A 26,725-nucleotide genomic window follows, 5' to 3' on the forward strand; every position below is an offset into this window, starting at 1 on the left:
ATAGGAGAAAATATGAATTTTAAAGATTTAATTTTAAATATAGTTAATGATGAAAATTACAAACCAATGACTATAAAAGAAATGTTAAGATACTTGGACTGTGATAAATATATAAAAAAAGATGTAAAAAAGATTATAAAAAAGCTTGCTAAAGATAATGAAATTAAAATAAGTTCAAAAAAGAAAATCCATCCTTTGAGTATAGAAGATAAATCTTTAATTGGAGAGATAAATTTAGCTCAAGGTGGATATGGATTTTTTATTTCTGATAATAATGACTATGAAGATGTATTTATTTCAGCAAACAATCTTAATACTGCAAATAATTTAGATAGGGTCAGGATTAAAATAATAAAAAATAAAGAATTTGGAAAAAATGCTGAAGGTAAAGTAGTTGAAATTATTGAAAGAAATGCTAATAAGATTGTTGGCCTTTACCAAAAAAATAAAGGCTTTGGTTTTGTAGTTAGTGATTCTAATAATATATCTTCTGATATCTATGTTGATGAAAAAAATTCAAAAAAAGCTAAAACTAACGATAAGGTACTTGTTGATATAATAGATTATCCAAAAAAAGGATCTCCTGAAGGTAAGGTAATAGAAGTTTTAGGAAATAAAAATGATACAAATGTAGATTTAATGTCAATAGTAAAATCTCATGGATTAAGAGAAAATTTCCCCAAAAAAGTTAAAAAAGAAGCGGTTTTTATAGAAAAAGATTTAGATTTAAGCAAAGTTAAGAATAGAGAAGATTTTAGAGATCTTTTTACAGTAACTATAGATGGTAGAGATTCAAAAGATTTTGATGATGCTATATCAATTGAAAAAGATAATGAAGATTATATACTATATGTACATATAGCTGATGTAAGTCATTATGTCAAAGAAAAAAGTGAAATTGATAAAGAAGCTTACAAAAGAGGAAACTCGACTTATCTTTATAATTTGGTAATTCCAATGTTACCAGAAGAATTATCAAATGGTATTTGTTCCTTAAATCCTAATAAAAACAGACTTTCTTTAAGTTTAAAGATGAAAATTAATGATATGGGTAAGGTCGTAGATTATAAGATATATAAGGCTATTATAAGGTCTGATTATAGGCTAGTCTATGACGATGTAAATGATTATTTAGATGATCATAAGAAAGTTTATGATGATGAAATTTTATTGGAGAAATTGAATTTATTTAATGAACTATATATAATTTTAAAGAAAAAAAGAGAAAAAAGAGGTTCAATAGACTTTAATTTTACTGAAAGTCAAATTGATGTAAATAGTCAGGGTGAGGTTTTAAATATTTCTTTATTTGAAAGAGGATCAGCAAATAAGATGATTGAAGAATTTATGTTGATATCAAATGAGACAATAGCAAGTTTATTTGCTTTTATGGATTTTCCATCAATTTATAGAATACATGAAAAACCTAAAGAAGAGAAGGTTGAATCATTTAAAAATATGTTAAATACTCTCGGATATAATATTAAAGGAAAAGAACTACACCCTAAGGATTTTCAAGATATTTTAAAACAAATAAGTGGGAAAGATGATGAAAGTCTTATTAATATGTTGATGCTTAGGACTATGAGGAAGGCAAAATATACAAATTACACTGATATGCATTTTGGTCTTGCCACAAAATATTATACACATTTTACATCTCCAATAAGAAGGTATCCTGATCTTATAGTTCATAGACTTGTTAAAGATTTTGTTGATAATAAATTAGAAAACATTAACCAAACTTCTCTTGAAAAGAAGCTTTCAAAATTTGCAGAACACTTGTCTATAACAGAAAGAAAAAGTGAAGAGTGTGAAAGAGATGTGGAAGATCTTTATAAGTGTAAGTATATGAAAAAATTTATTGGTGAAAAATTTGAAGGAATTATTTCATCAATAACAGATTTTGGAATTTTTGTAGAATTAGAAAATACTGTTGAAGGTTGCTTTATGTATAAGTTTTCTGATAGCCATTTTGAATATATTGATGATAAATTAACTTGCATTAATACAGATAGTAATAAGAGATATAAGATAGGTCAGAAAGTATTGATTGAAGTTAAAAATGTTGATCTTGATAAAAGAAATAAAGATTTTGATTTGATGGAGGAATAATTTGAAAATATTAGCCAACAATAAAAAAGCAAAACATGATTATTTTTTGGAAGAAAAGTATGAAGCTGGAATTGAACTAAAGGGAAATGAAGTTAAAAGTATAAGGGAAGGGAAAGTTTCAATTAAAGAATCCCATGTGGGAGATTATAAGGGAGAATTATTTATCTATAATATGAATGTAACTCCTTACAAACAATCATACGAAAAAAATATTGATCCTATTAGAACTAGAAAGCTTTTACTCCATAAAAAAGAAATTGATAAACTTATAGGAAAAGTTTCTCAAGCAGGATATACAATGATTGTAAATAGAATTTATTTAAAAGAAGGTCTTATTAAGGCGGAAATTGCTCTTGCAAAAGGTAAGAAAAATTATGATAAGAGAGAAACTATTAAGAAAAATGATGCTAAAAGAAAAATAGAAAGAGCATTAAAAAATTATTAGAATTATGTCATATATAGAATTAAAAAATGTATATAAATATTTTAAAGTTGGGAAAAACAAGATAGTTGCTAATAATAATATAAATCTTTCAATTGAACAAGGGGAACTAATTATAATAGTAGGAGCTAGTGGAGCAGGCAAAACAACTCTTTTAAATATGATTGGCGGAATGGATACTTTAAGCCAAGGTGAGATTATAGTAGATAAGAAAGAATTATCTAATATGAATGAAAGAGATTTGACCAGGTACAGAAGAGATGATGTTGGATTTGTTTTTCAGTTTTATAATTTGATTCCAAACCTTACTAGTATTGAAAATGTTGAGCTTGCAAGTGAAATTGCAAGAGATAATATGGATGCAAGTAAGGCCTTGGATGAGGTAGGACTTTCAAATAGAAAAGATTCTTTTCCATCTCAACTTTCTGGGGGAGAGCAACAAAGGGTAGCTATTGCAAGGGCTATTGCTAAAAATCCAAAACTATTATTGTGTGATGAGCCAACTGGAGCATTAGATTATAAGACAGGAAAATCAATTTTAAAATTATTACAAAATACAGCTAAAAATTTAAACACAACTGTAATTATTATAACCCATAATGGAGCTATAAAAGATATAGCAGATAAGGTATTTGAGCTTAGGGATGGTAGAATAGTAAATTCATATAAGAATGAAAATCCAAAAAATGTTGAAGATATAGAGTGGTAAAATGAAAAAAAATAATTATTATAAGTCAATTTTTAGGGATATAAAAAAGACTAAGGGAAAGATTTTTTCTATATTTATAATGATTATGCTAGCTTCTATGGTTGTGGTTGCTCTTTTTATGACTGGACCTTCTATGAGAAAAACTCTAGGAAAAACTTTAAATAAAAATAAGCACCCAGATATTAGTATAAGGGCAAGTTATGGAATAAAAAATGAAGATAGGTTAATAATCGAAAAAGATAAGGATATAGATAAGATATCTTATAGAAATAATCTCGACTTGTACGCAAAAGATAAGCTTGTATCAGTTAAATCATTTGATAAAGATATAGAAAAATTAAATATTATAGAAGGTAAAAAAATATCAAATGATAAGGAAATAATCTTAGATAAATTATTTAAAGATGATTATAAAATAGGAGATTATATCAGTTTTAAAGCACTAGAAGATGATAAAATAAATGATTTACTAGAAAATAAAAGATATAAAGTTGTTGGTTTTGCAAATTCATCAGAATATTTAATGGAAGATTTAAGAGATATATCTTTAAAAGGCAAAGAAATGGTCTATGGATTTGCCTATATAAATAAAAATAACTTTAAAAAAGATCAAGTTAATCAAATTGATATAACTTATAAAAAAACAAGGAATATTGATAGGTTCTCTGATGAATATAAAACTTTTGTTAAAAATAAGAGAAAAAGTTTAAAAGAAGATTTTAAAAACCGACCTAGCCAAGTTCTACGAAAATTAAAAGATGATACAATTGAGAAACTTGATAAAAAAGAAGATGATTTAAGCGATAATGAGAAAAAATTAAAAGATGAAAAAAATAAGCTAATTGACGCCAATCAAAAACTATTAGATGGTCTTTCTGATTTTAATAAAGCAGAAAATGAATATAAAACAAAAATTCGAGGTGGAGAAAGGACCTTAGCTAGCACAAAAAATCAAATCGACCAAGGATTTAAAAAGTTAAATGATGGGAAAATAGAATATGAAAGAAATTTAGAATCATTTAAAAAAAATATTGGAGAAAATGAGAAAAAATTAGAATATTCTAAGATAAAATTAGATGATGGATATAAAGAATTAAATAAAAATTATGATGAAATAATAGCTAATAAGTCTTTAATTGAAAATAGTTTTTCAGATAAAAAAACTCCTTTAGATAATTTAGCGAAAAAAATTGATGATGAAAATTTAATCTTATCTAATGATGAGAAGAGCCTTGACGATATAAACTTAAAGATCCAAAATGTAAGCATTAAATTAGAAACACTTTCTAATGTAAGTGATAATATTTTGAATAAAGACCAAATATTAAAATTAAAAAATGAGTTAGAAAGTTTAAATGAAAAAAAATCAAATTTATATTTTAAGATTGAAAAAAGTAAGAGAATGATTTCAGCTTTAAATTCAGAATATAAAAAAGGAAAAGAAGAATTTGACATATCTTATAATAAGGCAATGGATCCAATAAATGAAAATTTAGGTAAGCTCGATAAGGTAAAAAGTGATTTAGATAATAAAAAATCTCTTTATGAAACATCTGTTAAGAAATTAAATGATGAAAAAGACCAATCATCTAAAAAATTAAGCCAAGCAAAAAAAGAACTTGATAAAAATGAAGAGAAATTAAATAATTCTTTAAGTTCATACCAAAAAGGACTTAGAGAATTTAATTATCAAAAAGAAAATGGAAAAAATCAATTAGCTAAGAATTTTAATGATCTTTTAGAAAATCAGAGAAAATTAGATCAAGCAAATAAAAAATTTGATGAGGAATCTAAAAAGGCCCGAAAAGAGATAGATGGAGGATATAAAAAAATAAAAGATGCAAGAGAAAATCTTGTTAATTTGGTAGATCCTACTTATGAAATTGATGATATATTTTCGAATAAATCTATAGATACTTATTATAAAAATAGCTTGAATATGGATGAATTATCTAAAGTTTTTCCTACATTTTTCTATTTTATCGCCCTTCTAGTTTCTCTAACTACAATAAAAAGATATATTGAAGAACAAAGGGTACAAAATGGAACCTTAAAGGCTTTAGGTTATAGTAATTTTGATATAGGAAAAAAATTTTTTATCTATGCCTTAATTCCTACAATCTCAGGATCTATTTTAGGATGTGTGATTGGTAAATATTTAATCTGTAAGGTTATTTTTAATGCTTATTCTTCTGGTTTTGATATTCTTTCATTAGAATTTATTAATTCTTTATGGATAGTTTTATTTACTATATTTTTATCTACTCTTTTAATTTCTTTAACTGTTTATTTTACAAGTATAAGTGAAGTTAAAGAACAAACGGCTGACTTATTAAGGCCAAAAGCACCAAAAAAAGGCTCTAGAATATTTTTAGAAAAAGTTAAATTTATATGGACTAGACTTTCATTTATGACGAAAATTACCTTTAGAAACTTATTTAGGTATAAGGCAAGAATGTTTATGACGATTTTTGGTATTGGTGGATGTACAGCTCTTTTATTTTTCGGTTTTGCAATGACAGATTCTGTAAAAGATACTTCAAAAATTCAAAGAAAACAAATTACTAAATACGATTATATTTCACTTTTCGATGAAAATGCAAAAGAAAATGATAAAAAAGCTTACCAAAAAATATTAAATGATGCAAAATCTTTAAAAATTTTATATAAAAAAGTTGATGTTTCTACAAAAAAAGGAAATATGAAAGTTAACTTAATAGTATTTGATGACGTATCAAAAGTTGATAAATTTATTAATATAAGAGATAATAATAAAAATAAGATTGATTTAGATGATAAAAGTGTCGTAATCAGTAAAAATTTATCTAAAAATATTAATTTAGATAAAGATTTAGAATTTGACTTAGATAATAAGACAAAAAAAGTTAAGGTAAAAGATATTTCTGAAAACTATATAGATGATTATATTTATATGTCTAAAGATGCCTATAAAAATATATTTAACAAGAATGTAAGTTTTAATGGAGATATAGTAAAGTCTGACAAGAAAATAAAGGATAGAATTTTATCTAATAAAATTAGTCAAGCTCTAATAGAACCAAACAAGTTTTATGAGAGAATGGATTCTTTGATGGCTAATTTAAACTTGGTAATTGCAATAATTACCTTGGTTTCAATGATACTTGCTGTTGTTGTTTTATATAATTTAACAAATATAAATGTTAGTGAAAGAAAAAAAGAGCTGGCAACAACTAAGGTTTTAGGATTTTACCCTAGAGAAACTACAGCATATATTTATAGGGAAACTTATATTTTGACAATTTTGGGTATAATGCTTGGCTATATTTTAGGTTTTATTATGCTAAGATATGTTTTAAATGTTGTTGCTCCTGATGGAATTTTTATGTCAAATAAAACCCACTTATCATCATATATAATATCAGCATGTATTACTCTATTTACATCATTTATAATAATGATTATTGTTCATCTTAAACTAAAAAAAATAAACATGGCAGAAGCAATGAAAGCAGGCGAATAAAAAGCATTCGAGCCTGCTTTTTTTATGTGTTATAATTAGTAAAGGTGATTATATGAAAATAATATTTTTAAGACATGGATTAACAGAATCAAATAAAGAATGGAGATTTTCTACTCCTGATACAAGATTATCTAAAAATGCTGGGATAGATCTTTTTAAAAGTAGGGAAAATTTAAAAAAATATAAAATAGACAAAGTTTTTACATCTAAATTAATAAGAACTCAGGAAACTGCTAAATATTTGGGATTTGAAAATTTTTTGGAAGATGAAAGATTAAACGAGCTTAATTTTGGTGATTTTAGGGGACAAAAAGTATTAGATACTAAAAAAAATTATAAAGAATTTTATGCTAGATTAAAAAAAGATCCTTACACTACAAGATATCCCAATGGTGAAAGTATTAAAGATTTAGTTAATAGATTAAATGATTTTATGGAAGAAAAATCTTCTTTTGACGGAAATATTTTATGTATAAGCCATGGTATAGCGATTAGATCTTCTTTATTTACAGTTTTAAAGGATCTAGACAATTTTAAAAACTTTTGGATAGATAATGGATCACTAACTGTTTTTGACATAAGTGATAATAAAAAAATGATAGAGTGTGTGAATTTAATATGAAATTTGCTCATATTTCAGATATACATCTTTCAGATAAAAATGATTTTGGTTCTACTTACAGTAAGTTAATTAGAAAAATTAAATGGAATAGTTTTGAAAAAATTCTTGATAATAATAAAGAAAAAGATTTTTTGTTAATTTCTGGAGATCTTTTTGAAAGAGACTTTTTTTCATTAAAAGATTATCAAAGATTATTCGATTTATTTAAGACTTTTAAAAAAGATATTTACTATATTTGTGGTAATCATGATTATATTGACTCTAAAAATGAGCTTTTTTTCTCAGATAAACCTTCTAATCTTCATATTTTCTCTAATCAAAGGATAGAATTTTTTGAGCATAAAAATGTAAGAATTTATGGTATTTCATATAAAGATAGAATTTTTGAAAAGAGATTTAATTATAATATTAATTTAAATCATGATTATTTTAATATATTTCTAGGACATGGAGAATTTAACCAAATTAATTCTTCTTATATGAGTATTGATATTGATAAAATAAATAATATGGGTTTTGATTATGTAGGATTAGGTCATATTCACAAAAGAGAAGTATTTACTGATAAAATTTTTTATGTTGGAAGTATTGAACCAACAAGTTTTAAAGATAAGAGTGATTATGGTTACAATATTGTTGAAGATGGAAAGGTGAAATTTATAGACTCTTCACTAATGAGTTTTAAAGAGATTGATTATGACCTTTCTGAATTCAAAAGTTATCAAGAATTTGAAAAAAGTTTTGAGAAAAATTTGAATAAAAAATATAATTTTATTACTTTAAATCTTTCAAATTACGAAGAATTTTCAATAAACGAGAAAAAACTAATAGATGATTTTAATTTATCATATTTAAAAGTAAATTTTCTAAAAAATCAAAATTATTATTCTGATATGGCAAAAATTTATGATAATACTCTATTATCTGACTTTTATGAAAGTATAGAAAGTTTGGATATTGGTGATGAGATAAAAAAAAGATGCTTAGAGATAGGTTTTGATGCTATATTAAGGAGCAAAAATGAATAAAATATTTATCAAAGAAATAAATTTGATCTCTTTTGGTAAATTTCAAAATAAAACTATAACTTTTGATAAAGGCTTTAATTTAATTTATGGAAATAATGAAAGTGGCAAATCTACAATTTCTGATTTCATAGAAGGTATGTTTTATGGTTTTGATACAGGAAATAACAAAAAGAACTTCTCCTACAAAAAAGAAAAATACAAGCCAATTGGCTCATATAAATATGCTGGTAATATGATTTTGTTTTTTGATGGAAAAAAATATAGGATTGAAAGAGATTTTGAAGATGGGTCTTATAGTATTTTTGACTTGTTATTAAATAAGAAAATACCTAGTAAAAAATCTAATTTAAATTATCCAGGGGAGTATTTCTTAGATTTAAACTATTCTTTATATAAAAATATTGTCAGCAACTATCAAATGCAAGGATTCGATAAAGATTCAAATAAAAATTTAATTAACTTTTTAAAAGATCCTTCTTCTGATCTTGTATTTTCTCAGTTAAAGTCTATTGAAAATATCGAGAATAGATTAAGTAAAATAGGAAGTATTCGAGCTTATACTAAGCCATTTGCTAAAAATAAGAAAGAATTAGATGAAAAATTAAATGAGCTTGAGAGGATCAAAAATATTAGAAATACCTATGATCATGACATCAAAAGATTGCAAAATCAAAGGGAAGAAATAAAAAAAATAGAGAAAAACTTGTCTAATCTTAAAACTGATAGAGATAATTACAGAAATTATAAAGCAAATTCAAATTTTATTGAGTATAAATCTAGGAAAGATTCTTTAAAATTATTAGATTCCAAGCTTGAAAAATATAAGAATTTTGATAAAATTGATAAATTATATTTTGAAAGAGTTGATAAATTGCTAGAAGATAAGAGCAAAATTTATAAAAATTCTAAAGAAAAATTTAATTATTTTTTATTCTTAATCCCTATTTCTTTATTGTTAATTTCAATTTTTAGTAAAAAATATTGGATTTTAATTTTATTGATTTCTATATTTTTATCTTTTTATATTTATAATAGAACAAAATATGTTAATAAAAAAGAAAAGCTAAGTGATTTAAATATTAAAATTAACAATGAATTTTCTAAAATTTTTGTAAATTCGAAATCAGCTTATGAAAATGTAAAAAATGATTATAAAGAATATGAAAAGTTAATAATTGAAAGAGAAAAAAATTTAGAAATATTAAAAATTCTTGAAAAGCAAGAAATAAGTGAAAATATTAGTGAATTTGATATTGAAGATCTTAATATTTCAAAAATAGAATCTGATATAAGAAAATATGAAGCTTCATACCATAATTTAATAGAAAATAATTTAAAACTTGAAAAAAAATTAGCTAAAGTTGAAGATGAAATATCAAAAGAAATTGACCTTGTTGATGATATCAATAAATTAAGAAATAATCAAAAACAGTTAGAAATTGAAATTATGGCTTGTAAAAAGGCTATTGAAATAATAGAATCTAATAAGAATAAACTTGATAATAATAGAAAAAAAATATCTACTAATTTAAGTGAAATTATAAAACAGATTTCTAAGGGAAAGTATAAAAACATAGATTTAGATCAAGAGTTAAATCCTATTATTTACAAAGAAAATAATGAAATAATCAGTATGGATAAATTATCTGTAGGTTTTTTTGATCAGGTTAATTTTTCTTTAAGATTTTCAATATCTAAGGATTTATTAAATAATTCTTTTTTAATCTTTGATGATGCCTTCATAAATTATGATAACATTAGGCTTAGAATGGCCTTATTATATCTGCTAGATTTATCAAATGAGTTTCAGATGATTTATTTTACATGTCATGATAGAGAAGAAAAAATATTGAAGGCTGAAGGTATAGAAATAAAAGTAAAGGATATAGATGAAATATGATATATGCTATAGCGGATTTGCATCTTGATTATACTGAAGAAAAATCTATGGAAGTATTTGGAAGTGCTTGGAAAAACTATCAAGATAAAATATTTAGAAATTGGAATAAAATTGTAGGAAAAAATGATACTGTTTTAATTCCTGGGGACATATCTTGGGCAATGAATATTGAAGATGCTTATGTTGATTTAAAAAAAATTGATAAACTAAATGGAAAAAAAATAATGCTAAAAGGAAATCATGATTATTGGTGGCAATCATTAAAAAAATTAAATGATTTGGAGCTAAATACTATAGAATTTTTACAAAATAATTCTTTTAATATAGAAGGTTATGATATTTGTGGAACAAGAGGATGGATTAGTAGGGATAATAGTGAATTTACTGATCATGATGAAAAAATCTTTAAAAGAGAGCTCCAAAGATTAAAAAATTCATTAGAATATAACAAGAAAAATAAGAAAAAAATTGTAATGCTTCATTATCCTCCAATCAATAGTGATAAAACATTAAATGAATTTTTTGGAATTTGCAAGGATTATCAAGTAGAATATGTAATGTATGGACATCTACATGGACCTGGACATAAGCAAATTTATGAGGGAATAGTAGATAATATAGATATAAAATGTGTAGCAGGAGATTATATTGATTTTATACCAGAAAGGATAAGTTAATGGACAGAGAATTAGAAATTAAGGTATTAAATATTGACATTTATCAAATGGAAGAAAAACTAAAAGAAAAAGGTGCAGAATTTCTTGGAGTAGAAATTCAAAAAAACCATACATTTGCACCTCAAAATTCTAAAGAATTTTCTAATGGTTATTTAAGAATAAGAGAAAAATCTTTGGATGGGAAAAAAGATGAAATTGAATTAACTTTTAAAGAATCTGTAGATAATAAAGATAAGATCAGAGTTAATAACGAATACACTACAAGAATTGATTCAATTTCAAATATGGTAAAAATTTTAGAAGAAATAGGCTTGACAGAAAGATATGTAGGAGATAAAAAAAGAATATCCTATAAGTACAAAGAACAAAGATTTGACATAGATATTTGGTCTAAAGAAGTTTATCCTAATCCTTATATGGAAATTGAATTTACAAATGTAAACTTAATGGAAGAAATATTAGATGAATTTGAAATTGATAGAAAAAATGTTACAAGTGAATCAATTAATGAATTGATAGAAAAGCGAAAATAAATCTTGACACAAAAAAACTCTTTTGTTATAATAGAAAAAACAAAAAAAGGAGTGTCAAATGCTAAAGATTAAAAATTTGTTAAGTGCAGAAGATTTATATAAAGATGATTTACTTGAAATAATTGATTTAGCAGAAGACATAATGAAGAGTCCTCAACAATTTTCCAATTTTTGTAATGGAAAGTTATTAGGGACTCTTTTTTTTGAGCCTTCTACTAGAACAAGACTTTCTTTTGAATCAGCTATGCTAAGACTTGGAGGCAGCATTGAAGGTTTTTCAAATCCAAAAGCGTCAAGCCAATCTAAAGGAGAAAGCCTACAAGATACAATAAAAACAGTTAGCCAATACGTAGATGTAATTGCTATGCGCCATCCACAAGAAGGAGCGGCAAAATTATCATCAGAAACTGCTGATTGTCCAATAATAAATGCGGGAGATGGTGGTCACCAACATCCAACTCAAACTCTTACAGATATTCTTACAATTTCAACTTATAAAAAAAGACTTGAAGGATTAAAAATTGGTATTTGTGGAGACTTAAAATATGGAAGAACAGTTCATTCTTTACTAAAAGTAATGACCTTATTTGATAATAATGAGTATGTTTTAATATCTCCAGATGAATTAAAACTTCCAAATTATATTAAAAAAGGTGTATTTGAAAAAAATAATATTGACTACATAGAAAAAAGAAGTCTAGATAATTCTATTGATGATCTTGATATTTTATACATGACAAGAATTCAAAAAGAAAGATTTTTCTCAGACAATCAATATACAAGATTGAAAGATTCTTATGTTCTAAATAAAGATAAATTAGCAAATGCTAAAAAAGATCTTGCAATCTTACATCCATTACCAAGAGTAAATGAAATTGATAAAGATGTAGATGATGATCCTAGAGCTTTATATTTTAAGCAAGTTAAATGTGGAATGTATGCTAGGATGGCACTAATTATAAAATTATTGGAGGCAAATAATGCTTGAGATTACTTCATTAAATAGAGGAATTGTAATAGATCATATAAAACCAGGATTAGGAATCAAAATTTTTAATCTTTTACATTTGGATGAACTTGAAGATGAAGTTGCGTTAATATTAAATGCAAATTCAACTTCTCAAGGAAAAAAGGACATTGTAAAAATTGCAAATAATTTAGATATCAATCTAGATGCTGTATCAATTATAGATTCAAGCGCAATAGTAAACTTTATTGAAGATGAGAAAGTTATTGAAAAAAAGAGTTTAGAATTACCAGAAATTAGTGAAGGGATTTTAAAATGTCAAAATCCTTCTTGTGTAACAACTAATGAAAGAAATATAAAGAGTAAATTTATCTTGATTGATAGAAAAGAAAAAATGTACAAATGTGCATATTGTGATCATATATATGATGTGGAGGAATAATGAAACAAATTTTTACAAACCTTGTTGGTATTGATGATATAAAAATATCAAGGAGAGACATTTTTGTAGAAAACGGGTTCATTACAAAAAAATTTAAATTAGATGAAGAAACTGAGATTATAGACTGTAATGGTCTAATCTTGGTTCCTTCCTTTGTGGATATGCACACACATTTTAGAGATCCAGGTTTTACTTACAAAGAAGATTTAAAAACAGGATCAATGTCCGCTCTTAAAGGTGGATATACTACAGTAAATTTAATGCCAAATACGAATCCTATTGTTTCAAGCAAAAAGGTATATGAAGATATTATAAAAAGAGCAGAAGATTTAGATTTAATTGATATTAAACAAGTCTTCTCAATTACAAAAGATTTCAAAAGTAATGATTTATCCCATTTAAAGGACTTGCCAAAAGGCCTTTTATTTTTGTCAAATGATGGCAAGGGAGTTGATGATGATTTTTCCATGTACCAAGCTATTAAAATTGCTAAAGAAAATAAGCTTAAATTTACACTGCATGAGGAATGTAAGGAAATATCAAAATATGATTATGAAATAGCTGAAGATTTAATGACATTAAGAGATTGTTATCTATCATATAAAATGGATGTTCCAATTCATTTTTCTCACGTATCTACAAAAGGATCAATTGAAGCAATAAAGCATTTTAAAGATTTAGGAGCAAAAATTACTTGCGAGGTTACTCCTCATCATATTTATTTTTCTAAAAGGAATGATTTAAAAGTAAATCCACCAATTAGGAAAGAAAAAGATAGATTAGCACTAATAGAAATGATAAAAAAAGGTTATATAGATTGTATATCAACAGACCATGCACCTCATACAAAAAATGAAAAGAATGAAGGAAAACCAGGCTTTATTGGACTTGAAACAGCTTTTTCTACATCTTATATGACTTTAGTTAAAAGTGGAATAATTTCATTGAATGATTTAGTTAGAATAATGAGTACAAATCCATCAAAATTATTAGAAATTAAAAAGGGAAAAATAGAAGAAGGATATTTAGCTGATTTTACATTAATAGATTTAGATAAAACTTATATATACAAAGAAGAAGATATTTTATCTAAGTCAAAAAATTCACTATTTATAGATGAGAAATTAGATGGCGAAATTGTTAGAGTTTATAAGAAAGGAATTTTAAAATATGACACTAATAGAAAGACTTTATAAGAAAATTGAAGAAAATGGCTTTGTTTGTGTAGGACTAGATACATCTGTCGATTATATTCCAGAAAAAATGAAAGAAAATAAAAGTATTTGTGATCAAATATTTGATTTTAATAAGGAAATAATTGATAACACCAAAGACGTTTGTGCAATATATAAAGTTCAAATAGCCTATTATGAATCATATGGGATAGAAGGTATGAAAGCTTATAAAAAAACTCTATCATATTTAAGAGAAAATAATTTATTATCAATAGCGGATGTAAAAAGATCAGATATTGCACAAAGTGCAAGTCAATATGCAAAGGCACATTTTTCTGGAGATTTTGAAGCTGATTTTATGACTCTAAATCCATATATGGGAATGGATTCAATATCCCCATATTTAGAATTTATTAAAAATAATGACAAGGGAATATTTGTTTTATTAAGAACATCAAACCCGGGAGCAAATGATTTCGAATGTTTAAAATTAGAAGATAGTAGTGAATTATTTTATACAATTGGGGATAAATTGAAAGAAATTAATGATAAATTAATAGATGAATCAGGATATGGTCCAATCGGACTTGTTGTTGGTGCAACTCACAAAGATGAAGTTGAAAAGATTAGAAACAGATATAAAAATATGTTTTTTCTAATACCTGGTTTCGGTGCTCAAAAAGCTGATTCTTTAAATGTATATAATTTATTAAATTCTCTAAATGGAGGAGTAGTAAATTCATCTAGGGCAATACTTAAAAATTATCAAAACTTTGAAGATGGAGAAGAAAAGGTTGGTTTTTATGCCAGAGAAAAATGTATAGAAACCAGAAAGGAAATTCAAGATAATGGAATCTTATAGAGAAGCTTCTGTAATATTTAATAAAAAAATAAAACAAGATATTTTCTATTGTAAGGTAAAAACAAAATTAAATGCAAAACCTGGTCAATTTTTCATGTTAAGATGTGATAGCTTTAGAAACTCACCACTTCTTTCTAGACCATTTGGAGTATGTGATCAAGATGAAGAAACTTTGACTTTCTTATATCAAGTAAAGGGAGTTGGCACAAAAATTCTAAGTGATTTAAAAGAGGGATCTAAAGTAAAATTACTTGGACCTTTAGGCAAGGGATTTGAAATAAAAAAAGGGAAAAAAGCTGCAATAGTTGCAGGTGGAATTGGAATAGCTCCACTTCTATATTTAGCAAAATCTCTTGATAAAAAAGCAGATTTTTATGCAGGATTTAGTGATGAGGAATATTTTACAGATTATTTTAAAGATTGTGTGGGAAAAACTACAGTAACTATTGATAAGAAGGACAAAATTTTTATAACTGATAAAATAGACACCGAAAAATATGATATTATTTATGCTTGTGGACCAAATCCAATGTTAAAAACTTTATCAAATAAAAATAATAATACAGAAATTCAAATTTCAATGGAAGCGCACATGGCTTGTGGTATAGGAGCATGTCTTGGATGTACTGTAGAAAATTCTAAAGGTGATTTTATTAGAGTATGTAAAGACGGTCCTGTATTTGATTCAAAGGAGATTTTCTAATGAGTTTAAAAGTTAATATTTGTGGAATCGAATTTAATAATCCAATAATAGCTGCAAGTGGAACTTTTGGTTTTGGTAAGGAATTTGATGATTATATAGATTTAGACAAACTTGGTGGAATATCTTCAAAAGGTCTAACCCTACATAAGAATTTGGGAAATAAGGGGGTTAGAATTTATGAAACGGCTGCAGGAATTATGAATTCAATCGGTTTACAAAACCCTGGTATAGAATATTTTATAAAAGAAGAATTTCCATTTTTAGAAAATAAAAAAGCAGTTACAATAGCAAATCTTGGTGGCCATAGTGTTGAAGACTATGTTAAAGGAAGTGAACTTTTAGATAAAACTAGTGTTCCAATAATTGAACTTAACATATCTTGCCCTAATGTGAAAGAAGGCGGAATGGCTTTTGGAACAGATCCTAAAAAAGCATGTGAAGTAATAGAAAAAGTAAGGAAAACAACAAAGAAAGTATTAATGGTTAAACTTTCTCCAAATGTTGGTGACATTAAAGAATTTGTTAAAATTTCAGAAAATTCTGGAGCTGATTGTATTTCTTTGGTAAATACCTTTAATGCGATGGCAATTGATGTAGATAATAAAAAAGCAGTTTTTGAAAATAAAACAGCAGGTCTTTCAGGTCCATGTATAAAACCAATTGCATTAAGAATGGTGTATGAAGCAAGTAATACTACAAACTTGCCAATTATAGGTATGGGTGGAATTTCAAATTACAAAGATTGTTTAGAGTTTATTATGGCTGGAGCAAGTGCTGTTCAAGTAGGAACTAGTAATTTTGTAGATTTTAATACAATGACAAATATAATTGATGATTTAGAAAATTACATGAAAAAAGAAAAATTAAATTCATTAGAAGAAATAAGAAATATTATTTAGGAGGATTAAAAATGGATAGAACTATAGAATTATTAAAAAAATCAGATGCACTTTTGGATGGACATTTTTTATTATCAAGTGGTAAACATACTAGAAAATACATACAATGTGCAAAATTAATTGAAAATCCAACTTATTGCCAAGAAGTTGCACAAAAAATTGCACAAAAAGTAAAAGAATCTGGAATAAAAGTTGATTTATGTGTAGGTCCTGCTATGGGTGGAATAATTATAGCCTATGAAGTAGCAAGAGCCTTGGGTATAAATGCAATTTTTACAGAAAGAGTAGATAACAAAATGACATTAAGAAGAGGATTTGATATAAAAGAAGGAACAAATGTAATAATTGTAGAAGATGTTATTACAACAGGAAAATCTTCATTTGAAACTGTAGATGTTGTTGAAAAATATGGGGCAAAAGTAAATGCTTTAACATCTATTGTAAATAGATCATCAGTAGATGAAATTAATGGTTTAAAATTAATATCAGCTACAAAATTAGAAATTGAGACTTTTGATCCAGATAATCTTCCTGAGGATTTAAAAGATACACCTGCAGTAAAACCAGGCTCTAGAAAATAATATTTGCAAACAAGTATAAGGAATGATATAATTTTCGTAACAGTTTTGTTACTATTTACATATCAAAAAAGGAAGAAAAATGATAAGAAATAATAAGTTTAAAATATCATTCTTATCTCTTTTGGCGATTGTCCTTGTACTTGTTTTATCTACAGGTTTTGAAGGATCATCTTTTGCTGCCAAAAATTTAGAAAAAAGAGATAATTTGATTGGTGGAGTAAACGAAATTAGCAATGAAACTTTAAGTTTGAGGAAATCTAGATTGGAAAGATTTGATAAATTAGAAAAAGATTTAGAAGAATTTAAAAATAATGATTCAGATAAGATTAGTAATAATTCTATGTTATACATAACAAATAAGACTAATTTGACATCTGATGAACTTGAAAATGGTCTTAAAAATACTAATTTAAAAGGACTCGGTAAAGATTTTAAAAAGGCTGAGGAAGAGTATCAAGTTAATGCTATCTTGCTTATGGCAATGGCAAAACATGAAACTGGAAATGGTCATTCATATCTTGCTAAAGAAAAAAATAATCTTTTTGGATTTAATGCAATTGATCAAGATCCAATAAATGCAGCAAGTAAATTTAAAGACAAAGGTGAATCAATACTTCACGTTGCTAAATTTTTAAAAGAAAATTATTTAAGTGAAGATGGAAAATATTATAATGGAATTTCTACAAAAGCAATAGGAAAGCTTTATGCTAGTGATCCTGAGTGGTCCGATAAAGTTGACTATATGATGATGGAAGTTTCTAAAAATATTATCGCAGAAAAATAGATTACAGCAAATAGTTGTAGTCTTTTTATTTTGGTTTTTTTCAAAATAATTTAAAAAGATAATAGACTAAGCACTTGATTTTCTGTTATAATTTTTTCATGAGTATAAAAGAAAATTTAATTATAAAAGTTTCAAAATTAAGTAGATTTTTATTAAAAATTACAAATCACAAGGCAACTAGCCTTCCTGGTAAAATTGCTTATAATCTAGACAAAGATATTTTAAAAACTTTAAGTGAGAATACCAAATTTATATTTGTTACAGGAACAAATGGAAAAACAATGACGACACATTTTATTACAAATATTTTAAGAAATCACTATGATCATGTTTTTACAAATGATTCCGGTTCAAATATGATTCAAGGAATTATTACAAGCTTATTGGATAATGATAAAAATGAAAAAACAGTAGCAGTCTTGGAGGTAGATGAAGCTAACTTAGTTAGAATAAGCAAATTTTTAAAGCCAGATTATGTTGTCTTAACAAATATTTTTAGAGACCAAATGGATAGATTTGGCGAAATTTATAATGTTTATAAAAAAATATTAAGTGGTCTTGAAAATTTGGATGATGTAAGAATAATTGCAAATGGAGATCTACCAATATTTTCCTATGATTCTTTAAAAAAATATAAACCGATTTATTATGGAATTAGAGAAGATGATAAAATTTCTAATTCTTATAATTTAGATGCTGAATTTAATAGCGATGGAATTTTATGCCCAAAGTGTAACAGCATTTTGAAATATAAGTTAGTAAATTATTCATCTCTAGGTGATTTTTCTTGTCCAACTTGCGATTTCCATTCACCAATACTTAATTATAAAATAAATAAAATTATAAATATGGAAGCTAATTTTTCTAAATTTTTAGTTGATGGACAAGAGTATGAAACACAAATTGGAGGCTTCTATAATATTTACAATGCTTTAAGTTCAATTGCCTTGGCAAAAGAATTAGAAATTTCATATAATAAAATATATGAAGGTTTAAAATATCAAGAGCATGTATTTGGTAGACAAGAAATAATTGATATAGAAGGCAAAGAAATTGTTATAAATTTAGTGAAAAATCCTACAGGATTAAATCAAATCATAAATCTTATGCTTCTAGAAAATAGTCCCATTAGTTTATATTGCATATTAAATGATAATTATGCTGATGGTAAGGATGTTTCTTGGATTTATGATTCTTATTATGAAAAGTTAAAGAAATTAGATATAAAAGTTATAAAAGTTTCAGGAATTAGAAAGACTGATATGAAAAGACGACTTGAAATAGCAGATATTTTTGATGGTAATATAGAAGAATTTAATTACGAAGATGAAATTCTAGAGAAAATAAAAAATGAGAAAACTGAAAAGATATATATACTTTCAACATATACAGCTATGCTTAGATTAAGAGAGGTATTAAAACTCAAATGATTATAAACATTTGTCATTTATATGGAAATTTATTGAATACTTATGGAGATGTCGGAAATGTGATGGCATTGAAATATTTTGCTCAAAAAAAAGGTCATGAGGTAAACATTGAAGTAGTTAGCTTGAAAGATGACTTTGATTATAAGAAATATGACTTTGTTTTTTTTGGCGGTGGACAAGACTATGAACAATCTATTGTAGAAAAAGATTTAGAAAATAAAAAAGAAAATATAAAAAAATATATTGAAAATGATGGACTTTTTCTAGCCATATGTGGTGGATATCAGTTAATGGGACAATATTATTATGATGCTTATGATAATAAGATTGAAGGTCTTAAAATTTTTGATTATTACACTAAAAACCAAGTAAATTCTAATAGATTTGTAGGAAATATTGAAATAAAAGATAATGAAAATGGTCAAATATATCATGGTTTTGAAAATCATGGTGGAGTTACGTTTTTAAAAAATAGAGAGAATGCCTTTGCTATTGTTATTAATGGAAATGGTAATAATGGAGAAGATAAAACAGAAGGTTTTAGGTATAAAAATACTTTTGCATCATATCTTCATGGTCCACTTCTTGCAAGAAATGAAAATTTAGTAAATACTTTTTTAGATATTATAGAAAATAATAAAAGTTAACTAATAAATCTTAATTCACTTTAATAAACTATTGCACTGAATGTGAATAGTTGATATAATATATCTGACAAGCAAATATTAAAAGTAAATTTAGGAGTTTAAATGAAAAAAGATATTGAGATTGCAAGAGAAGCGAAAATTAAAGATATCGAAGAGATAGCAAATTATCTTGAAATTAATGATTATGAAAAATATGGTAAGTATAAGGCTAAAATAAAACCTTGTTATGATGAAAATAAAAATTCAAAACTTGTTTTAGTTACTGCGATTTCTCCAACACCATTTGGTGAAGGAAAAACTACTATGAATGTTGCCTTATCTATGGGTCTTAATAAATTAGGAAAAAAATCTATTTCTGTTTTAAGAGAACCATCACTGGGACCATCTTTTGGTATTAAAGGAGGTGCTTGTGGAGCAGGTTATTCTCAAGTTATACCAATGGAAGATATAAATCTTCATTTTACTGGTGATTTCCATGCGATTACAAGTGCAGTGAATTTAGTAGCAGCGATGATTGATAATCATATTTATCAAGGAAATGAAAAAAATATTGATTTAAATAATATTGTTTGGAAAAGATGTGTCGATTTAAATGATAGAGCGCTAAGAGAAGTTGTTGTTGGTCTTGGTAAAAAAACTAATGGTATAGTTAGACAAGATGGTTTCGATATTACTGTAGCTACAGAAATGATGGCTGTATTTTGTTTGAGCAATGATCTTTTTGATTTTAAGAAAAAAGTTTCAAAAATGATAGTAGCTTATGATAATGATGGGAATTTCGTAACAGTTGACGATATTAATGCAACTGGACCAGTTTGTGTATTGATGAAAGATGCCTTAAAACCAAATTTATGTCAAACTCTAGAAAATACACCAGCTATAATTCATGGAGGACCATTTGCGAATATTGCTCATGGTTGTAATTCTATAATTGCTACAAAAACTGCTCTTTCAATTTCAGATTATGCAGTAACAGAAGCAGGATTTGGGGCAGATCTTGGAGCAGAAAAATTCTACGATATAAAATGTAGACAAGCTAATCTAAAACCGAACATGACTGTTGTAGTAGCTACTATTAGAGCATTAAAATATCATGGTGGTCAAGATTTAAAAGAAATAAATGAAGAAAATATAGAAACTTTAAAAAAAGGTTTCAAAAATTTAAAAACTCATCTTGAAAATCTTAAGAAATTTTCAAATAATATCGTAGTTGCAATTAATAAATTTGACCAAGATACACAAAAAGAATTAGATACCTTAAAAAAACTTGTTGAACGATTAGGATTAAAAGCTTTCGAATGTGATGTCTATCATAAAGGAAGCGATGGTTGTCTAGATATATGTGAATATATTATAGAAAAAAGTCAAAATGATAATAATTTCAAAGTTTTATATGACGAAAATTTATCTATTGAGGACAAGATTGAAATAATTGCTAAAGAAATTTATAGGGCAAGCGGAGTAAAATATTCAAAAAAAGCTCTAAGTGAAATAAAAAGAATTAATGATTTAAATTCAGATAATTTACCAATTTGTATTGCAAAAACACAATATTCTCTTTCTGATGATCCTAATAACTTAAATCCAGAAAGTGAATATGAAATTACTATCAATGATATTAGATTAAATCAAGGGGCAGGCTTTATTGTAGCCTTAACTCAAAATATTTTAACTATGCCAGGATTACCAAAAAGACCTGCTGCATTTGATATAGATATTGATGATGATGGTGATATCGTTGGATTATTTTAGGAGATAATGATGACAAATTCAAAATTAAAAAGCAAAGATTTAGATGAATTTTTTGATGCTATATTAATGTTAAAAGATAGAGATGAATGTTATAATTTTTTTGAAGATGCTTGTACAGCTAGAGAACTTCAATCAATTTCACAAAGATTACAAGTAGCAAAACTATTAAAAATAAGAAAAACTTATAGTGAAATTGAAGAACAGACTGGGGCTTCTACCGCAACAATTTCAAGAGTAAATAGATCTCTACATTATGGAACTGATGGTTATGATTTAGTTCTAGAAAAGTTAATAGCTAATAATCTAAAGGAAGAAAAAAATAAATAATTTAAGAATAAATTGCGAATTTATCAATTTGATAAGTTCGTTTTTTATTTTTATAAAAATTTTTATTAAAAATTATTCTATTATATTTATATCTTAGAATACTTATGCTCTTGTGGTATAATTAATAGGATGAAAGGAAGTGAATGATGGACTTATCTAATTTAAATGATAAACAAAAAGAAGCAGTTTTGCATGATAAAGGTCCTTTACTCGTGGTTGCAGGGGCTGGTAGTGGAAAAACGAGAGTACTAACTACAAGTATTGCTTATTTAATTAAGGAAAAATTTGTAAATCCTATAAATATTTTTGCAATAACTTTTACAAATAAAGCTGCTAATGAAATGAAAGAAAGAATATCTGATCTTTTAAACGAAGATGTTTCTCACTTATGGATTGGTACATTTCACTCTATTTGTGCAAGAATACTTAGAATGAATATTAATAAAATTGGATTTGATAATAACTTCACCATATATGATACAAATGATCAAAAAACTTTGGTAAAGGAAATAATAAGGGATTTAGATTACAAGGATGAAATAAGCCCAAAAGAAGCACTAAATGTAATTAGCTTTTGTAAAAACAAATCTATAAGTCCTGAGGAGTTTTTAAATATAAACACCTTTTATGCCAAACAAGAAGAATACTACAAAATATATAAAAATTATGAAAAAAAGAAATTTGAGTATAATTCTTTAGATTTTGATGATTTGATTTTAAAGACTTTGGAATTATTTGCAAGTGACCCAGAAACTTTAAAATATTATCAAGATAAGTTTGAGTATGTGTATGTAGATGAATATCAAGATACTAATAAAAGTCAATATGAGCTAATCAAAGCAATTGGGAAGTTGCATAATAACATTACAGTAGTTGGTGATGCTGATCAATCAATATATAGTTTTAGAGGAGCAGATATTAATAATATTTTAGATTTTGAAAAAGATTTTAAAAATGCAAAAACTATAAAACTAGAACAAAATTATAGATCAACTTCCAATATTATTAATGTAGCAAATAAACTAATTGAAAATAATACAGAAAGAAAAGATAAAAACCTCTGGACATCTAAAAAAGATGGGTCTGAAGTTTTATATAAAAAGTCCTCAGTGGAATCTGAAGAGGGAAAATTTGTAATAGACGAAATTAATTCCTTAATAAGAGAAGGATATAAACTAAAAGACATGGCTATTTTATATAGAATGAATGCTCAATCAAGAATATTTGAAGAATATCTTATGAAAAATCTTTTAGATTATAAAGTTATAGGTGGGCTTAAGTTTTATGATAGAAAAGAAATAAAAGATTTAGTTTCCTATCTTAAAGTTCTAGTTAATCCTAAAGATGATATAAGCTTAAAGAGGATTATTAATGAACCAAAAAAAGGTATCGGAAATAAAACTATTGAAAATTTAGAGAAAGAAGCAAGTAAGTTAGGTTTCTCATTAACAGAGCTAGTTTGTGATCCTTCTTTATTTTCAAACTTACCTACGAAATTAAAAACTTCATGTGAAAAATTCTATAATCCACTTGCAGAAATTTTTGATAATTATAAAGATTACAAAATAGTTGATTTAATTGAAGAGGTTTTGGATAAAAGCGGATATATAAAAGCTTTAGAAGAATCTTATTCTGTTGAAAATAGGTCTAGAATTGATAATTTAAATGAATTTATCTCTTCAGCAGCAGAATATGAGTCAAATAATCCAGAAGATAATATTCATGATTATCTAGAAAATTTATCTCTTTTATCAGACCTTGATAAAACAGAAGAAATTGATGATTCAATATCCTTAATGACAATTCACTCAGCAAAGGGACTGGAATTTAAGGTGTGTTTTGTTGTTGGAATGGATGATGGATTATTTCCATCAAAAAGAAGTATAGATGAAGGAAATATCGAAGAAGAAAGAAGACTTTGCTATGTAGCTATTACAAGAGCTATGGAAAAATTATACTTATCTAGTGCTGAAATTAGAAGACAATTTGGTCAGGCAGTATATTATAAGCCTTCTAGATTTTTAAGTGAAATAAAATCATCTATTAAACAAATTGATCAGGAAAAAACCCCAGCTTATTCTCCTTACGTAAAGATCAGAAGTAATGAGTCCTACATGAGAGATAAGGCTAGAGAAAGTGTTTTAAAGAAAAATACAGTAAAAGAATCATCAAAAGAAGAATTTAATATTGGTGATAAAATAATCCACACTAAGTGGGGAGAAGGTATGATAGTTCAAATTAAAAAATCTGATGATGGAAATGAACTTGTTGTAGCTTTTGACAAAAAAGGGTTGAAAAAACTTAATCAAGACTATGCACCAATAAAAAGGATATAAGATGGATAGTAAAGATAAAATTAAAATAGATGAATTAATAGATAAGATTAATGAATTAAATTATCATTATTATACCTTGGATGAACCAATAGTATCTGATGGTGAATATGATAAATTATATGATGAACTTAGAAATCTGGAAAAATCTACTGGGTATATAAATATATTTTCTCCAACGCAAAGAGTTGGAGGAACTATTTTAGATAAATTTGAGAAGCATTTTCATATTTCAAGGCTCTATTCCCAAGATAAATCCCAAAATATTAATCAATTAAAGGATTGGATTTTTAGGACTAAAAAATTAAGAGATAATTATAACCAAACTCATAATGATAAATTAGAAGAATTAGAATTTATAACTGAATATAAATTTGATGGATTAACCATAAATTTAACTTATGAGAATGGATATTTAAAAACAGCCTCAACAAGAGGAAATGGAATAGTAGGTGAAGATGTTACAAAACAAGTATTAACTATTCCAACTATTCCAACAAAAATAAAAGAAAAATCCTTGCTTGAAATTCAAGGAGAGGCAGTGATGCCCTTATCAAGTCTTAAAAAATATAACGATGAAAATGAAATTCCATTAAAAAATGCAAGAAATGCTGCAGCGGGTGCAATTAGAAATCTAGATACTAGTCAAACCAGAAAAAGAAAATTAAAAGCTTATTTTTATCAAATTTCTACAAATTCTTTAGATTTTAAAACAGAAGAAGATAAGTTAGAATTTTTAAAAGAACAAAAATTACCAGTTTATCCTTACAAAAAATTAATAAAAAATTTTGATGAAATAGTTAAAGAAATTGAATATATTAAAGAAGAAAGACACAATATAGATGTTTTAACAGATGGGGTAGTTATAAAGGTAAATGATGTAAAAACTCAAGAAGTTTTGGGCTATACAAATAAATTTCCAAGATGGTCAATAGCTTATAAGTATGATCCTGAAGAATACACAACAAAGCTTTTAGACGTTGTTTGGAATGTAGGAAGAACAGGAAAAGTTACTCCATCAGCAATTTTAGAGCCTGTAGATTTTTCTGGTGTAACAGTGCAAAGAGCAACATTAAATAATTACGATGATATTCTAAGAAAAAAAGTGAAAATTGGATCTAAAGTATTTATAAGAAGATCTAACGATGTAATTCCTGAGATACTAGGAGTTGTTGATGAATTTCAAGAAGGTACAAAAAAGATAGAAAAACCAAACAAGTGTCCATATTGTCATAGCGAATTAATTGAAGGAAATGTTCATATTTATTGTCCAAATTCAATTTCATGCACGCCTCAATTAAAAGCAAGGCTTGTGCATTATGCATCAAGAGATGCAATGGATATTGAAGGTTTATCTGAAAAAACTATTGAATTATTTATTAATAAACTTGGAATTAAAGAAATTTATGATTTGTATGATTTATCATATGAAGATTTAATAAACTTGGAATCATTTAAAGAAAAAAAGACAAATAATTTGTTAGAAGCTATAAAAAATAGTAAAGAATGTGAATTAAATGACTTCATTTACGCTATTGGTATACCAAATGTTGGTGTTAAAACTGCAAGAGATTTGGCTGAAAAGTATAAATCTTTAGAAAATTTAAGAAATGCCAAAGAAGAAGATTTGGTTGAAGTTGAAGATATAGGCGAAAAAACATCTCATGATATAGTTGAGTTTTTTAAAGATAATAATATAAAAGAATCTATAGACAAATTACTTGATAAAGGTATTAAGATTAATTATATTAATGAAAACGAAGTTTCTGATTCCTTAGATGGCATGAAAATTGTAATTACGGGAAGTATAGAAAATTATAAAAGAAATGATATTAAAAAACTTATAATAGACCATAAGGGAGATGTTACTTCTTCTGTTTCTAAGAATACTGATTTAGTTTTATGTGGAGAAAAACCAGGAAGTAAAAAAGAAAAAGCAGACCAGTTAGGTATAAAAATTTTAGAGGATGAAGAATTATTTGAATTTATAAGAAAATTAGAGGAGGATTAAATGGATAAAAATGAAGTTTTTAGAATTTATAGACTAGCAAATCTTGATTTATCTAACCAAGATGTAGATTTAATTTCTGATAAGTATAATAAAATTTTAGACTTTATTGACCATATTTTTGATGTTGATTGTAAAGATGTAAAAATGACTGAAATGTTGGATAATCATGAAGCTATTTTAAGAGAAGATGTGCCAGGAAAATCTCTTGACAGAGAAGATGCTCTTAAAAATGCAAAAGATACTGAATATGGTTATTTTAGGTTGGATTGGAAACTTTAAGGAGC

The 26,725-nt window shown here is 25.8% G+C and carries 24 protein-coding genes; all 24 read left to right on the plus strand.

Annotated features, from left to right (window positions below):
* The first annotated feature begins 12 nt into the window (after positions 1-12).
* The 24 genes from rnr (at position 13) to gatC (ending at position 26,720) form a co-directional block, all read left to right on the plus strand.
* Positions 13-2,115 (plus strand): ribonuclease R, encoded by a 2,103-nt coding sequence (rnr, locus tag ASHG_RS01670; RefSeq protein ID WP_040397088.1) that lies wholly within the window; start codon positions 13-15, stop codon positions 2,113-2,115.
* A 1-nt stretch (position 2,116) separates the two neighbouring features.
* Positions 2,117-2,560 (plus strand): SsrA-binding protein SmpB, encoded by a 444-nt coding sequence (gene smpB / locus ASHG_RS01675; RefSeq protein ID WP_040397089.1) that lies wholly within the window; start codon positions 2,117-2,119, stop codon positions 2,558-2,560.
* 4 nt (positions 2,561-2,564) lie between these two features.
* Entirely contained in the window at positions 2,565-3,266 is a 702-nt protein-coding gene (locus tag ASHG_RS01680; protein ID WP_040397091.1) for an ABC transporter ATP-binding protein, read from the plus strand.
* 1 nt (position 3,267) lies between these two features.
* Positions 3,268-6,768 (plus strand): FtsX-like permease family protein, encoded by a 3,501-nt coding sequence (locus ASHG_RS01685; RefSeq protein ID WP_040397093.1) that lies wholly within the window; start codon positions 3,268-3,270, stop codon positions 6,766-6,768.
* A gap of 52 nt (positions 6,769-6,820) precedes the next feature.
* Positions 6,821-7,390, plus strand: a complete 570-nt coding sequence (locus ASHG_RS01690) for a histidine phosphatase family protein (protein WP_040397094.1) — start codon at positions 6,821-6,823, stop codon at positions 7,388-7,390.
* The gene (locus ASHG_RS01695; protein WP_040397096.1) at positions 7,387-8,418 is read left to right on the plus strand and encodes a metallophosphoesterase family protein; all 1,032 of its coding nucleotides are present in this window, start codon (positions 7,387-7,389) and stop codon (positions 8,416-8,418) included. The genes ASHG_RS01690 and ASHG_RS01695 overlap by 4 nt, the downstream gene beginning before the upstream one ends.
* A complete protein-coding gene (locus tag ASHG_RS01700) occupies positions 8,411-10,318 on the plus strand; it encodes an ATP-binding protein (protein ID WP_040397097.1) in 1,908 nt (635 codons plus the stop codon). Before ASHG_RS01695 ends, ASHG_RS01700 begins: the two co-directional genes overlap by 8 nt.
* Positions 10,315-10,995: a metallophosphoesterase gene (locus tag ASHG_RS01705; RefSeq protein WP_040397098.1), complete on the plus strand. Its 681-nt coding sequence runs from the start codon at positions 10,315-10,317 to the stop codon at positions 10,993-10,995. Before ASHG_RS01700 ends, ASHG_RS01705 begins: the two co-directional genes overlap by 4 nt.
* Positions 10,995-11,528 carry a class IV adenylate cyclase gene (locus ASHG_RS01710; protein WP_040397099.1) on the plus strand — a complete coding sequence of 178 codons (534 nt, stop codon included), beginning with the start codon at positions 10,995-10,997 and terminating at the stop codon, positions 11,526-11,528. The genes ASHG_RS01705 and ASHG_RS01710 overlap by 1 nt, the downstream gene beginning before the upstream one ends.
* Before the next feature lie 58 nt (positions 11,529-11,586).
* Positions 11,587-12,516 (plus strand): aspartate carbamoyltransferase, encoded by a 930-nt coding sequence (pyrB, locus tag ASHG_RS01715; RefSeq protein WP_040397101.1) that lies wholly within the window; start codon positions 11,587-11,589, stop codon positions 12,514-12,516.
* A complete protein-coding gene (locus tag ASHG_RS01720) occupies positions 12,509-12,937 on the plus strand; it encodes an aspartate carbamoyltransferase regulatory subunit (RefSeq protein WP_040397103.1) in 429 nt (142 codons plus the stop codon). The genes pyrB and ASHG_RS01720 overlap by 8 nt, the downstream gene beginning before the upstream one ends.
* Entirely contained in the window at positions 12,937-14,133 is a 1,197-nt protein-coding gene (locus tag ASHG_RS01725) for a dihydroorotase (RefSeq protein WP_040397105.1), read from the plus strand. Before ASHG_RS01720 ends, ASHG_RS01725 begins: the two co-directional genes overlap by 1 nt.
* Entirely contained in the window at positions 14,108-14,974 is an 867-nt protein-coding gene (gene pyrF / locus ASHG_RS01730; RefSeq protein ID WP_040397107.1) for an orotidine-5'-phosphate decarboxylase, read from the plus strand. Before ASHG_RS01725 ends, pyrF begins: the two co-directional genes overlap by 26 nt.
* Positions 14,961-15,677: a dihydroorotate dehydrogenase electron transfer subunit gene (locus ASHG_RS01735; RefSeq protein WP_040397108.1), complete on the plus strand. Its 717-nt coding sequence runs from the start codon at positions 14,961-14,963 to the stop codon at positions 15,675-15,677. Before pyrF ends, ASHG_RS01735 begins: the two co-directional genes overlap by 14 nt.
* Positions 15,677-16,576 (plus strand): dihydroorotate dehydrogenase, encoded by a 900-nt coding sequence (locus ASHG_RS01740; RefSeq protein ID WP_040397110.1) that lies wholly within the window; start codon positions 15,677-15,679, stop codon positions 16,574-16,576. Before ASHG_RS01735 ends, ASHG_RS01740 begins: the two co-directional genes overlap by 1 nt.
* An 11-nt stretch (positions 16,577-16,587) precedes the next feature.
* Positions 16,588-17,157, plus strand: a complete 570-nt coding sequence (pyrE, locus tag ASHG_RS01745; RefSeq protein WP_040397112.1) for an orotate phosphoribosyltransferase — start codon at positions 16,588-16,590, stop codon at positions 17,155-17,157.
* A 79-nt stretch (positions 17,158-17,236) separates the two neighbouring features.
* Positions 17,237-17,941 (plus strand): glucosaminidase domain-containing protein, encoded by a 705-nt coding sequence (locus ASHG_RS01750; RefSeq protein WP_040397114.1) that lies wholly within the window; start codon positions 17,237-17,239, stop codon positions 17,939-17,941.
* Positions 17,942-18,039: 98 nt separating this feature from the next.
* Positions 18,040-19,371, plus strand: coding sequence for a Mur ligase family protein (locus ASHG_RS01755; protein WP_040397116.1), 1,332 nt, complete (start codon positions 18,040-18,042; stop codon positions 19,369-19,371).
* Positions 19,368-20,018 carry a type 1 glutamine amidotransferase gene (locus ASHG_RS01760; protein ID WP_040397118.1) on the plus strand — a complete coding sequence of 217 codons (651 nt, stop codon included), beginning with the start codon at positions 19,368-19,370 and terminating at the stop codon, positions 20,016-20,018. Before ASHG_RS01755 ends, ASHG_RS01760 begins: the two co-directional genes overlap by 4 nt.
* A 102-nt stretch (positions 20,019-20,120) precedes the next feature.
* Positions 20,121-21,770 (plus strand): formate--tetrahydrofolate ligase, encoded by a 1,650-nt coding sequence (locus tag ASHG_RS01765; RefSeq protein WP_040397120.1) that lies wholly within the window; start codon positions 20,121-20,123, stop codon positions 21,768-21,770.
* A 9-nt stretch (positions 21,771-21,779) separates the two neighbouring features.
* Positions 21,780-22,097, plus strand: coding sequence for a YerC/YecD family TrpR-related protein (locus ASHG_RS01770; protein WP_040397122.1), 318 nt, complete (start codon positions 21,780-21,782; stop codon positions 22,095-22,097).
* A gap of 146 nt (positions 22,098-22,243) precedes the next feature.
* Positions 22,244-24,433, plus strand: coding sequence for an ATP-dependent helicase (locus ASHG_RS01775; protein WP_040398347.1), 2,190 nt, complete (start codon positions 22,244-22,246; stop codon positions 24,431-24,433).
* Between the two features lies 1 nt (position 24,434).
* Positions 24,435-26,441: an NAD-dependent DNA ligase LigA gene (ligA, locus tag ASHG_RS01780; RefSeq protein ID WP_040397123.1), complete on the plus strand. Its 2,007-nt coding sequence runs from the start codon at positions 24,435-24,437 to the stop codon at positions 26,439-26,441.
* A complete protein-coding gene (gene gatC / locus ASHG_RS01785) occupies positions 26,442-26,720 on the plus strand; it encodes an Asp-tRNA(Asn)/Glu-tRNA(Gln) amidotransferase subunit GatC (protein WP_040397124.1) in 279 nt (92 codons plus the stop codon). It begins immediately after the preceding gene.
* Positions 26,721-26,725 lie beyond the last annotated feature (5 nt).

The organism is Anaerococcus senegalensis JC48 (assembly GCF_000321005.1).
Lineage (GTDB): Bacteria > Bacillota > Clostridia > Tissierellales > Peptoniphilaceae > Anaerococcus > Anaerococcus senegalensis.